At 60.7% G+C, this 11,393-nt stretch carries 9 protein-coding genes; 6 read left to right on the plus strand and 3 right to left on the minus strand.

From position 1 onward, the window contains the following. Positions 1–21: 21 nt before the first annotated feature. Both ACIGG6_RS16440 and ACIGG6_RS16445 read right to left on the minus strand, forming a co-directional pair. Positions 22–954, minus strand: coding sequence for an alpha/beta fold hydrolase (locus ACIGG6_RS16440; protein WP_399845949.1), 933 nt, complete (start codon positions 952–954; stop codon positions 22–24). Between the two features lie 30 nt (positions 955–984). Continuing rightward, complete coding sequence (locus ACIGG6_RS16445) at positions 985–1,869, minus strand: LysR family transcriptional regulator (RefSeq protein ID WP_399845952.1); 885 nt, start codon at positions 1,867–1,869, stop codon at positions 985–987. Positions 1,870–1,988: 119 nt separating this feature from the next. Between ACIGG6_RS16445 and ACIGG6_RS16450 the strand changes: the two genes are divergently transcribed. Then, the gene (locus ACIGG6_RS16450; RefSeq protein WP_399845955.1) at positions 1,989–2,999 is read left to right on the plus strand and encodes a zinc-binding alcohol dehydrogenase family protein; all 1,011 of its coding nucleotides are present in this window, start codon (positions 1,989–1,991) and stop codon (positions 2,997–2,999) included. A 111-nt stretch (positions 3,000–3,110) separates the two neighbouring features. Next, positions 3,111–3,914 carry a helix-turn-helix domain-containing protein gene (locus tag ACIGG6_RS16455; protein ID WP_399845958.1) on the plus strand — a complete coding sequence of 268 codons (804 nt, stop codon included), beginning with the start codon at positions 3,111–3,113 and terminating at the stop codon, positions 3,912–3,914. Positions 3,915–3,925: 11 nt separating this feature from the next. Here ACIGG6_RS16455 and ACIGG6_RS16460 read toward each other — a convergent pair whose 3' ends face one another. Beyond that, positions 3,926–4,513, minus strand: coding sequence for a TetR/AcrR family transcriptional regulator (locus ACIGG6_RS16460; protein WP_399845961.1), 588 nt, complete (start codon positions 4,511–4,513; stop codon positions 3,926–3,928). A 215-nt stretch (positions 4,514–4,728) separates the two neighbouring features. Between ACIGG6_RS16460 and ACIGG6_RS16465 the strand changes: the two genes are divergently transcribed. From ACIGG6_RS16465 to ACIGG6_RS16480, 4 genes are read left to right on the plus strand one after another with little or no spacing between them, the layout of a single operon-like run. Next, positions 4,729–5,934 carry an efflux RND transporter periplasmic adaptor subunit gene (locus tag ACIGG6_RS16465; RefSeq protein WP_399845964.1) on the plus strand — a complete coding sequence of 402 codons (1,206 nt, stop codon included), beginning with the start codon at positions 4,729–4,731 and terminating at the stop codon, positions 5,932–5,934. Beyond that, a complete protein-coding gene (locus tag ACIGG6_RS16470) occupies positions 5,931–9,029 on the plus strand; it encodes an efflux RND transporter permease subunit (RefSeq protein WP_399845967.1) in 3,099 nt (1,032 codons plus the stop codon). The genes ACIGG6_RS16465 and ACIGG6_RS16470 overlap by 4 nt, the downstream gene beginning before the upstream one ends. Then, a complete protein-coding gene (locus ACIGG6_RS16475; protein WP_399845969.1) occupies positions 9,029–10,453 on the plus strand; it encodes an ATP-binding protein in 1,425 nt (474 codons plus the stop codon). Before ACIGG6_RS16470 ends, ACIGG6_RS16475 begins: the two co-directional genes overlap by 1 nt. 21 nt (positions 10,454–10,474) lie before the next feature. Continuing rightward, a complete protein-coding gene (locus ACIGG6_RS16480; RefSeq protein ID WP_399845972.1) occupies positions 10,475–11,221 on the plus strand; it encodes a response regulator in 747 nt (248 codons plus the stop codon). Positions 11,222–11,393 lie beyond the last annotated feature (172 nt).

Here is an 11,393-nt window from a genome sequence, read left to right on the forward strand (position 1 = left end):
GCATCAGGCGAATGGCGGCCATTATCCAGTTTTTTGCCCGCTTCGTCTTGGGCAGTCGCGTGAATCGCTTATTGCGGGATCCAGCAAGAACGGCAGCGCTTCTTCTAGCAGCACGTCAGGAATCTCTTCGGCGATATAGTGTCCGCAAGGCAGCGCCTTGCCCTCTACCTGCGTCGCTACCTTGCGCCACTCACTAAGAGCGTCGAAGCAGGCTTCAATCGCGCCTTGGGCACCCCACATCACGTTGATGGGGCAGGTCAGTTTCACACCCGCATCGATATCCGCCTGATCGTGCTCTAAATCGATTGTCGCGCTGGCGCGGTAGTCGCCGCAGATGCCGGTCGCCGTGCCGGGAAGCGCCAGGCAGCGCTCGTACTCCGCCAGCGCTTCTGGGGCGAACGGTGCCATGCCCGCGCTGCGGGCGCCCATCACGCTTTTTAAATACTGAGCGGGGTCGGCTTGAATCAGCATTTCTGGCAGCGGCTGGGGGCGAATCAGAAAGAACCAGTGCCAGTAGCTGCGGGCGAACGCCTCATTGGTGCCACGGTACATGGCCAGCGTGGGGGCGATATCTAAAAGCACCATGCGCTCGACGCGTGCTGCGTGGTCTACCCCTAAGCGGTGTGCCGCCCGCGCGCCACGGTCGTGGGCCAGCACCTTGAAACGCTCGAACCCCAGCGCGCTCATTAGTTCGGCCATATCGGCGGCCATGGTGCGCTTGGCGTAATTGAAGTGCTCTGCGTCGTCATCCGGCTTACCGCTATCGCCGTAGCCGCGCAGGTCGGCGGCAATCACCGTAAAGTGCTGGGCAAGCGTGCCCGCAACTTTGTGCCAAATCATATGGGTCTGCGGGTGGCCGTGAAGCAGCAGTAGTGCCGGGCCGTTGCCGCCCATCCGATAGGCAATATCGACGCCGTTAACGCGGCGTGTCTGTTTTTCAAACCCCTCAAACATGGCTAGCTCCTCGCGGATAGATGATGCTCTTCATTTGGCATTCTCTTGTAACCGTTCGATCAGAAAGTCTTTCAGCGCGACCACAGCGGGCGTGAGCGACAGCCGATGCGGGCAGACGAGATACAGCGGCGCGGGCTCGGTAGAAAACGAGGCCAACAGCGCTACCAAGCGGCCTGCCTCGAGGTCTGCCTGAACATCGAGGCGAGATTTATAGGCAATGCCCTCTCCCGCCAGTGCCCAGCGGCGCACACACTCGGCATCGTCGCTCACCCGATTACCCTGCACGCTGATACGTTCACTGCCGAACTGCCACTGGTTGTGCACCCGCTCACCCAGGTTGAAGCAGAGGCAGTTGTGCTGGCATAGCGCCTCCGGCGTGGCAGGCTCGCCGTGGCGCGCGATATAGCTTGGCGCTGCGCACACCACCCGGTGGTTATCGCTTTTTAGCGGCAGGGCTACCAGGCTGGAATCCTCCGGCACGCCGTAGCGCAGGGCAATCTCCACCGGCTGGCGAAACAGATCGCTTACCCGGTCACTCACCCGAAGCCGCAGGCGCAGCTGCGGATGCAGCGCCATAAAGCGATCCAGCCAGCCCAGCAGCACGTTGCGGCCTAGATCAGACGGCATGGAAAGGCTGAGCTCTCCCGCTATCTCCTGGCGCTCGCGGTGCAGTTCTTTTTCCCCTTCGGCAAGGGCACTCAGCGCCGTTTTCGCGTGCACTAAATAGTGCGCCCCGGCGGGCGTTAGCCGCAAGCTGCGGGTAGATCGCACCAGCAGCCGCGTGCCTAGCGCGTCTTCAAGCCGTTTGATCGCCACGCTGGCCACCGCTGGGGTAATCGCCAGCTCCCGCGCAGCGGCGGAAAGGCTGCCGTGCTCGGCGACGTAGACAAGCACGTTTAGGTCATCGGTACGCATGGGTCGATGGCGCCCTTATTTTCAAAGAAAATGAGAAACTGTTAGCTACATTAGCCCTCTTTTTCATAAAACGACACCCAGGCATGATGACGCCATTCATCATCCTTTGGAGAGCCACTATGAAAGCATTTGCGTTTACCAAAAGCCTGCCGATCGACCACCCAGACGCCCTGCACGCCGTCGAGCTTCCGCTGCCCACCCCCGAGCCCCACGATATTCGCGTCGCGGTGAGCGCGGTTTCCGTTAACCCGGTGGATGCCAAGGTGCGCAAGAGCGCGCTGCCCGAAGGCGGCGAGCCGCGCGTGCTGGGTTACGACGCGGTGGGCGTGATCGATGCCGTGGGCAGTGCGGTCACTCGCTTTCAGCCGGGTGACCGGGTGTGGTACGCGGGCAGCATCGCACGCCAAGGCTCCAACGCTGAGTACCAGTTGGTCGATGAGCGCATCGCCAGCCTAGCGCCGAAGAGCCTCTCCGACGCCCAGGCCGCCGCCCTGCCGTTAACCGCCATTACCGCCTGGGAACTGCTGTTCGACCGTTTAGAGCTGGGCATGCGCGACACCAAAGGCAAAACACTGTTAGTGGTAGGCGCTGCGGGGGGTGTTGGCTCGATTCTGATTCAGCTCGCCAAGCAGCTCACCGATATTACCGTGATTGCGACGGCCTCTCGCCCGGAAAGCCAAGCCTGGGTCACGTCGTTAGGCGCGGATGCGGTGATCGACCACCACCAGCCGCTGGATGAAGCGCTCAACGCTGCAGACTACGAGCAGGTGGATATGGTGATCAGCCTGAACCAAACCGACCACCACTTTGAGGCGATCATCAATGCCTTGAAGCCCCAGGGTAAACTGGCGCTGATCGATGACCCGGAGCTGATCGACGTGCGCAAACTCAAGCTCAAGAGCCTGTCACTGCACTGGGAGCTGATGTTCACGCGGCCGCTGTTTACCACCGAGGACATTGCCAAGCAGCACGACCTATTGAGCGAAGTCGCCGCCATGGTGGATAGCGGCCGTTTAACCACGACGCTGGGCGAGGTGCTTGGCCCCATCACTGCCGATAACCTAACGCGTGCCCACGCGCTGATTGAAAGTAATCGCACCGTGGGTAAGCTGGTGTTAGAGGGCTTCTAACCACGCGCACCGCTTATTTTAAGCGGACGTAAAGAGCGAGCCGTTGCACTCTTGGGCGCAAGGCGGCACATTAGCCGCACCGCCACCGCCCAAGAGCCTCGAGTCTCGCCCATGCATGATGAATTTGTGGCCAATTTGCGCCTGCTGTGCAGTTACTACCCCTCCATTGCCGACGTTTGCCGTCGCCTGCCCATCAACCGGGCGCAGTTCAACCGCTACCTCAGCGGACGCTACTACCCCAGCCATGCCGCGCTCCAGCGTATTTGCCACTTTTTTGGCGTCACGCCGGACGACATTGCCCTGCCCCACCACGATTTTCGGGCGCTGGTACAAACCGGCCAGCTCAATGCCGACACTGCGAGCACCTCGCTGCCCTGGCCCAACGCGCTAATTCAGCGCGGCAGCGAAGGCATGGAGCGCTATCTAGGGCGCTATTTCGAGCTTTATCACTCTATGTCGCGCCCCGGCTATTTAATGCGCACGCTGGTGTGTTTGGAAGAGCGAGAAGGCGGCGTGGTGTATCAGCGCACCGAGCGAATGCAAGTGGTGCCGGGGAAACGCCCCTGCCATAACCGCTATGTCGGGGCGGCGGTCAAACTGGCCGACCGGCTGTTTTTGGTCGACCACGAAACCCTCAACGGTCACGAGATCACCCAGACCATTCTATTCCCCAGCTTTCAAAGCCAGGTAACGCGGTTAACGGGCCTGAAAATGGGCGTGGCGGATAACAGCGAGCGCATGCCCTGCTGCGTGCGCGTGGTTTACCAGCGTCTGGATGAACAGGTCCGTTTACGCGACGCGCTGTCACAGTGCGGCTTGGTCGCGCTGGATGACGCGTCGCTGGATGCCTCGCTGCTCGCCGCCGTGAACAACGACGTGGCCAGCGGGGATTACCACTTCCGCGCCCGCCATTGATGCTTGGCAGGCTAGCGGGGGGCCAGTACGTGATCGAACAAAATGGCCTCGAAGTGTTCCATAGGAGCCAGGGATTTAAGCGTTTTGGCGCGAAGAATCGCCCCCTCCCAACCGGAGAGAATAAAGCTGGCCAGCGCCTCAGGAGCAACGGCGGTATTGATTGTGCCGTCGGCTTGGGCTTGGTTCAAGCAGGCCACAAAGCGTTTTTCCCAACGCTGAAACACCAAATTCAGGGCGTCACGGAAAGTATCACTCTGGCCGGAAAGCTCCTGGCCCAGATTACCGATCAAGCAGCCAGTGGTGTGATCGCAGTCGAGCATATGGGCGCGCCCAGTGGCAAAGTAGCGGCGCAAACGCTCAAGGGGCGGCAGGGAGGGGTCTTCCAGCAGCGCCGCTAACGACACGTCGTAATCGTCGGCAAAGCGCTCAATGACCGCCAAGCCGAAATCTTCTTTGCTAGAAAAGTAGTGGTAGAACGAGCCTTTGGGGACACCGCAGGTTTTTAATACAGCATTGATACCCGTCGCGTTATAGCCCTGCTGGGCAATCAGCTCGGCACCAGAATCAATGAGTTTGTCGCGGGTGGCGGTGTTTTTCATAACGTCATACAGACCAGGGAGTCTATGGCTTTTCACATGAATGATGGCAGCTATTGCGCATTCCGTCAGCGTTTGGCGCGAAAAATGCCAACCCCCTTGGGTTGCACACTCTTTGCACAAAGCTTACCTAATCGCTGCGTGGCAATCGGTGATGCTAGCATGATACGCGCTCTTTTCTGGAATTTTCGCTCTCAGCCAACGGATAACGCCCGTCCATGACCCCCTCTCGCTCTTACGCTTTTTCTCAGCAAGGTCGCATCGGCTTCGGTGCTCTGGCAGCGCTATTGGTGTTTGTCGGTGGTTTAGCTCTCGCTTGGTGGATCGTTAGCCAGCCGCCACGGGTCGAGCGCCGCCCGCCGCCACCGCCAACGCCGCCGGTGGTCGATATCATCACCACGGAACAGCAGGTGCAGTCACCCACGCTGAACGGCTTTGGCCGCGTTGAGGCAGAAAAATCCACCGAGCTTGCCAGCCGCGTAGCGGGCCAGCTAGAGCGCTTTGGCGATGGCGTGCTGCCTGGGCGAGTCGTGGAGCAAGGGGAGCCTGTGGCCCACATCGACCAAGCCGACCTGCGCTTAACGTTAGAAGACGCCGAAGCCCAGTTGGCGAATGCTCAGGCGCAGCTCGCCTTAGAGCAGGCCGAGCAGCAGCGTGCGCGCAGCGAGTACGAATCTTTTGGCCGCCAGCTCAGCGCCGAACGCCGCGCGCTGGTGCTGCGTGAACCGCAGCTCCGTCAGGCCCAGGCTCAACTGACCCAAGCCCGCGTGGTGCGTGACCAAGCGGCGCTCAACCTAGAGCGTGCGACCTTAACCGCCCCTTGGCGGGCCATGGTGCAAGAGCGTTTGGTGGGCGCTGGCAGCCTGTTAAGCCAAGGCACTGCTGTCGCAAGCCTAGTCGGCGTTGAGCAGTTTTGGGTGCGTGCTTCGCTTCCTGGCGAAACGCTGGATTGGCTATCGCCGGGGGGGAGCGTCACGCTGACCAGCCAAGGCTGGCCAGAAGGTGCCTCACGGGAAGGCACCTTGCTCTCTATTCTGCCCAACCTCGAAGAGAACGGCCTTCAGGCCCAGCTGTTGATCGCCGTGGATGATCCGCTGGCGCTCAACCAGGACGGCCCCGCCCTGCGCTTGGGCGATGTGCTACGCGTGGCGTTTCATACCTCCGCCGAAGAGCCCTTAATTGCGCTGCCCTCAGCCGCACTTCGCCCCGGCGAGCAGGTGTGGTGGGTGGATGAAGATAATCGCCTGCAAAGCACCCAGGTCACGCTCGCCTATCGCGGCCAGGAAGAAGTGCTGATACGCAGCGGCCTAGAGCCCGGCCAGCGGGTAGTGACTGCCGGGCTGGCCCAACCCCGAGAGGGCCAGGAAGTGCGTATTCGCCAGCGTGGCGATACCCCCGCTCAGGATGAGGGAGCGGCTCAATGATGCGTAAAGGCCCGCTGGCGTGGATGGTCGATCACGGCGTCGCTCCTAACCTGATGATGGTACTGTTTATCATCGGCGGGTTAATGGCATCGCTGGCGATTAAAAAAGAGGTCTTCCCTGAATTCGAGACCGAAATCGTTCAGGTCACCATCAGCTATCCAGGTGCCACGCCGGAGGATGTAGAGCAGAGCCTGCTACTCCCGGTCGAAGCCGCGATTGCCGATGTGGAAGGCATCGATGAACTTACCGCCAGCGCCAGCGAAGGCAGCGGCGTGGTGAGCGCCACGCTGATTGATGGCGTGGACGTGATGCGGGCGTATCAGGATATTCAGCAGTCCGTGAACGCCATCACCACCCTGCCCGCCGCCGCCGACCCGCCCCGCTTCACCCTGGCAGGCCGCTCGCGCAGCGTGGTCAGCCTTCAGGTGTATGGCAACGTGGGCTTGGCCGCGCTCCACGACGCCGCCGAGAACGTACGCGCCGAGCTGCAGGCCACCAGCGGTATTTCCCGCGCAGAGCTTTCCGGCAACCGCGAACGGGAAATCCAGGTTCATTTGGATGACGAGGCCATCGAGCGCTACGGGCTGGATCATCAACAGCTGGCGAGCCGCATCGCCGAGGAAGCGCTGGATCTTGCCAGCGGCCAGCTCACAACCGCTGAAGGCGAGTGGCTGATTCGCTACCAGGGGCGGCGCAACAGCGCAGAGGAGTTTGCCGAACTGCCTATCTTGACCACCGCCCAGGGCGCGCCCGTTATGCTCGGCGATATCGCCAGAGTGAGCGAAGGCTTTGCCGAAACCGACCGGGAGGAGTTTTATAACGGCCAGCCGGGGCTATCGGTGGATGTGTATCAAATCGGCGACCAAACGCCCACGAGTATTTCTAATGCGGTTTACGGGGAGTTAGAGCGGCTGCAGGCCAACCTGCCTGAAGGCGTCAGCCTAGACGTTTCACGGGATAGCTCGGAAGTCTACGAAGACCGCCTCAGCCTGCTCCTGAAAAACGCCTGGATGGGCTTGGCGCTGGTACTGATTTTGATGGCGCTGTTTTTAGAGGCGCGGCTGGCTTTTTGGGTCACGCTAGGCATTCCTACGGCGTTTTTAGGGGCCATGCTGTTTCTGCCCTGGGTCGGCGTATCGCTCAATATGATGTCGATGTTCGCCTTTATCATCGCCCTCGGCATCGTGGTGGATGACGCCATCATGGTGGGCGAAAATATCTACAGCTACCGAGAGCAGGGCTACTCGCTGCGAGATGCAGCGGTTAAAGGCGCTCAAGAAATTGCCACCCCGCTGACCTTTGCCATCCTCTCCAATATCGTCGCGTTTCTCCCGCTGCTGTTTCTGCCAGGCTTTTTAGGGCTGATTTTTGCCACCGTACCCGTGGTGGTGATCACGGTGTTTGTGATTTCGCTGGTAGAAGCGCTGTTTATTCTGCCCGCCCACTTGGCCCACGCCAGCAAGCCCCGCCAAACGCCCGCGTGGCAGCGGCCTATCGAAGCGGTGCGACTCAGTATGCAGCGCGGTTTGCATCACTTCACCTATCAACAGTTTGAGCCCCTGTTACAGCGCGCGCTCAATCAGCGCCTGCTGACCGTCTCTATTGGCGTCGCCATTCTCTGCGTGGCCATGGCCTGGGCAATGAGCGGGCGGTTGGGTTTTTCGCTGATGCCTCGGGTCGAGTCTGATCAGGTGCAAGCCACCGTCACCCTGCCGATTGGCAGCCATATCAGAGTGAGCCGCGAGCTAAGCCAACAGCTCCTCGATGCCGCCGCGCAGCTCAGCGAGCAAGAAGAGACGCTCACCTTCAGCAGCACCCGCAGCAGCCTAGATGGCGAAAGCCTGGAAGTGCGTTTGGATATCGCGCCGGAAAGCCTGGATGCCTGGCCTCCTTCTCGCATTGCCCAGGAGTGGCGGGATCTCACCGGGGATCTGTTAGGCGCGCAGTCGGTACGTTTTGAGTCTGACTTTGGCGGCCCCGGCAGCGGGGCGGCGCTGAGCCTGCGACTCTCGCATCCCAATACCCAAGTACTGGAAGCCGCCGCCGCAGGTTTGGCAGAACGGCTGGGGGAGTATGGCTTAACCGATATCGACAGCGGCCTGGGCGATGGCAAGCCGCAGCTAGAGATGCGTCTCTCCGCCGAAGGGCGTTCACTCGGGCTAACCGGCAGCGACCTCGCCCAGGCGCTGCGCGGCCCGCTGCAAGGAGCCACCGCGGTGGAGCAGTTTATCGGCCGCCAGGAGGTGAGCGTGGAAGTGCGCTTGCCAGAGCAGTCGCGCAACAGCCTTAGCGAGCTATACCGCCTGCCGGTCAGAACCCCCGACGGGATGAGCGTGCCGCTCTCTAGAGTCGCGGATATTACTCTGAGCCAAGCCTCCAGCAGCCTGCAGCGTATCGATGGGCGGCGGATTATCACCGTCACCGCCGATTCCGAGGGTGACCAAGCGATTAACCAAGTGCTCGCCACCCTTCAAGAAGAGGTCTTTCCCACGCTCAGCAACACCTGGCCAGGGCTTGAAGTCAGCATGGGCGGCCGTCAACAGGATACCGCCGACAACCTCGCGACCCTGCGTAACGCCATGTGGCTGATGTTAGCGGCCCTCTATGCGCTGCTCGCCATTCCGTTCAGAAGCTACCTGCAGCCGCTGTTGGTGATGGCCGCAATTCCGTTTGGTATCGTCGGTGCCGTGGGCGGTCATATGCTGATGGGCTTTGGGCTGTCGATCATCAGCCTATTAGGTATGCTAGCGCTCTCCGGCGTGGTGATTAACGATGCGCTGGTGTTGATCGACTACGCTAACCGTAAGCGACGGGAAGGCATGGCGCCTCGCGAAGCGATTGTGGCCGCCGCCACCCGTCGCTTGCGGCCGATTATGATGACCACGCTAACCACGTTCCTGGGGCTTGCGCCGATGATTCTGGAAACCTCACGCCAGGCACGCTTTATGATCCCCATGGCGATTTCGCTAGGCTTTGGCATGCTCTTCGCCACCATGATTCTGCTGCTGGTGGTGCCCTGCCTCTATTTAGGGCTGGAAAACCTGCGTGAACGGTTAAGCGCCCCACGCCAGCCTAGCCAGCAGGGCATAAACTAATGAGTAGATGGACCCGACTGCGTCAGTGGCGGCCCTCGCGGCTGGGGCTAAAGCTGTTCGTGGCGATTCTCAGCGTTAACGTGGCCATCGCGGCGAGCGTGTTTCTGGCGGTCTCGTACAGCATCGACCGCGGCTTTCTGGAGTATCTCAATCAGGCCCAGGAGCGGCGGGCCACGCTGCTCGCCGATGGTCTGATTACCCGCTGGGAAACCCAGGGCGACTGGGCTTGGTTAGAAACGTCGCCTGATCGTTGGCCCTATATTGTGCGCTTTGAGCTCGGCCAGGAGCATCGCGACCGCCCTTCTCCCCTTGGCGAAGCCCAGGATTTCGCTCTGCGCGATAGCGAAGGCGATTACGTGGTGCCCCCGGTAGATGCGCCACGCGGTTCGATGGGCTGGCGCTGGCTAACGCTATACAGCGAGATGACCCCAAGCGGTCAACGAGAAGCGATTGGCGCGCTGGGTTTTCGCCCGCCGCAGGAGATGATGGAGCGCATGGAGAGCCGCTTTTTGGAGCGCCAGCAGCGTAACCTCGTGCTAATCGTGATCTCGCTGGGGCTGGCCTCGCTGCTGCTGGCGGGCGGGCTCTCCTGGTGGCTGGGTCGGCGCACCCGCGCCTTGGCCGGGGCCACGCTGCGCTTGACCGAAGGCGACTACCACACCCGCCTGCCGGAGCGTGGCAAAGATGAGCTTTCCCGCCTCGCTCGCGATTTCAATGTGCTGGCTGCCACCCTCGAAGCCAGCCGTGAAGCCCGCGCCCGCTGGGTCTCGGACACCGCCCACGAGCTGCGCACCCCGCTGGCCGTGTTGCGCGGTGAAATTGAAGCCATGCAGGATGGCATCCGCCCGCTGAATCAGGAAAACTTAAGTTCGCTGGCTCAGGAAGTGGCTCAGCTAGAGCGCTTAGTAGCCGATTTACGCCTGCTCTCTCAAAGCGATGCGGGCGCGCTGGATATCCAGCTTGCCCCCATGAACCTGAGCGAAAGCCTGGAAAGCCGCCTGCACGATGCCGACCGCTGGCTGGAAGAGAGCGGTCTCAGCCTCACCACGGCCCTGGCCGATAATGTAATGATTCGCGGCGATGCCCAACGGCTGCGCCAGCTGTGGAGCAACCTGCTGGATAACAGCTGCGCCTACACCCAGCCGCCTGGCAAGCTAAGCGTTGCCCTGACCTGCGAGCGGGGCCACGCAGTGATTACCTGGCAAGATAGTGCCCCCGGCGTTCCTGAAGAGGAGCTGTCACGTTTAACCGAGCGGCTCTACCGGGTGGAGGGTTCGCGCAACCGCGCCAGCGGCGGAAGCGGCCTGGGGCTTTCTATTGCCAGCGCGTTAGTGACGGCACATGGCGGCACGCTCACACCCAGCGCTTCGGCTCTGGGTGGCTTAACTTGGACCCTACGATTACCACTGTTAACCGCCTCTTAAACGACCATAAGCGAGCTGACTATGTCTCAGAGTGATTCACATCCCGACGCATTACCTCAAGATGGTTTACCCCAGGACGCTTCCCTGCTGATCGTTGAGGATGAGCCCAAAATCGCCCGCCTCATGGCCGATTACTTACAAAGCAATCATTTTGCGCCCAGCATTATCAGCCACGGCAATGAGGTGATCCCCTGGCTCACTCAGCATTCGCCTGCACTGGTGCTGCTGGATGTCATGCTACCGGGCAAAGATGGCCTGACGCTGTGCCGGGAAATCCGTCAACAGTGGCCCAAGCTCCCCATTATCATGGTCACCGCCAAGGTAGAAGAGGTGGACCGGCTGCTGGGGCTTGAGCTGGGCGCAGATGATTACATCTGCAAACCTTTCAGCCCCCGTGAAGTGGTGGCCCGCGTTAAAGCCGTGCTACGCCGCAGCCATGCCGCTGCCCAATTAGACATCCCCAGCACCGCTAAAAAAGCCCCCGTCACGCTGGATGAAGAGGGCTGGCAGGCACTGGCCGACGGCCAGGATCTGGGGTTAACAGCGGTCGAGTTTCAACTGCTGCGCGTGATGATGCAGTCTCCAGGGCGTATTTTCAGCCGCGAACAGCTAATGGATCATATGTACCGCGACAACCGTATTGTTTCTGAACGCACGGTCGACAGCCATATTAAAAAGCTGCGCAAAAAAATCACCGAGGCCCTCCCCGACCAAGAGATCATCCGCTCGGTCTATGGGGTGGGCTATAAATACCAGCCCGAGGGTTAAGGGCCGCTTACTCAGGCTGTACGTGACGGTTCAAAAACGCAATACCCGCTTCAATGGCACTGCCGCGTAATAAGAAGCTAGGGAAGCTCTGAAAAAGTCACTGCTATCAGCGATAATACGGCTATCGTCAACTGCATAGGATTCAGTGCTGCCATGGATCAAATCACCTTCT

The sequence above is a fragment of the Vreelandella lionensis genome, assembly GCF_044543515.1.
GTDB classification, from domain to species: domain Bacteria; phylum Pseudomonadota; class Gammaproteobacteria; order Pseudomonadales; family Halomonadaceae; genus Vreelandella; species Vreelandella lionensis.

Bases quoted from the DNA above. Each gene is read 5' to 3' on its own strand.
- ACIGG6_RS16440 (WP_399845949.1), bottom strand. From the start codon at position 954: ATGTTTGAGGGGTTTGAAAAACAGACACGCCGCGTTAACGGCGTCGAT.
- ACIGG6_RS16445 (WP_399845952.1), bottom strand. From the start codon at position 1,869: ATGCGTACCGATGACCTAAACGTGCTTGTCTACGTCGCCGAGCACGGC.
- ACIGG6_RS16450 (WP_399845955.1), top strand. From the start codon at position 1,989: ATGAAAGCATTTGCGTTTACCAAAAGCCTGCCGATCGACCACCCAGAC.
- ACIGG6_RS16455 (WP_399845958.1), top strand. From the start codon at position 3,111: ATGCATGATGAATTTGTGGCCAATTTGCGCCTGCTGTGCAGTTACTAC.
- ACIGG6_RS16460 (WP_399845961.1), bottom strand. From the start codon at position 4,513: ATGAAAAACACCGCCACCCGCGACAAACTCATTGATTCTGGTGCCGAG.
- ACIGG6_RS16465 (WP_399845964.1), top strand. From the start codon at position 4,729: ATGACCCCCTCTCGCTCTTACGCTTTTTCTCAGCAAGGTCGCATCGGC.
- ACIGG6_RS16470 (WP_399845967.1), top strand. From the start codon at position 5,931: ATGATGCGTAAAGGCCCGCTGGCGTGGATGGTCGATCACGGCGTCGCT.
- ACIGG6_RS16475 (WP_399845969.1), top strand. From the start codon at position 9,029: ATGAGTAGATGGACCCGACTGCGTCAGTGGCGGCCCTCGCGGCTGGGG.
- ACIGG6_RS16480 (WP_399845972.1), top strand. From the start codon at position 10,475: ATGTCTCAGAGTGATTCACATCCCGACGCATTACCTCAAGATGGTTTA.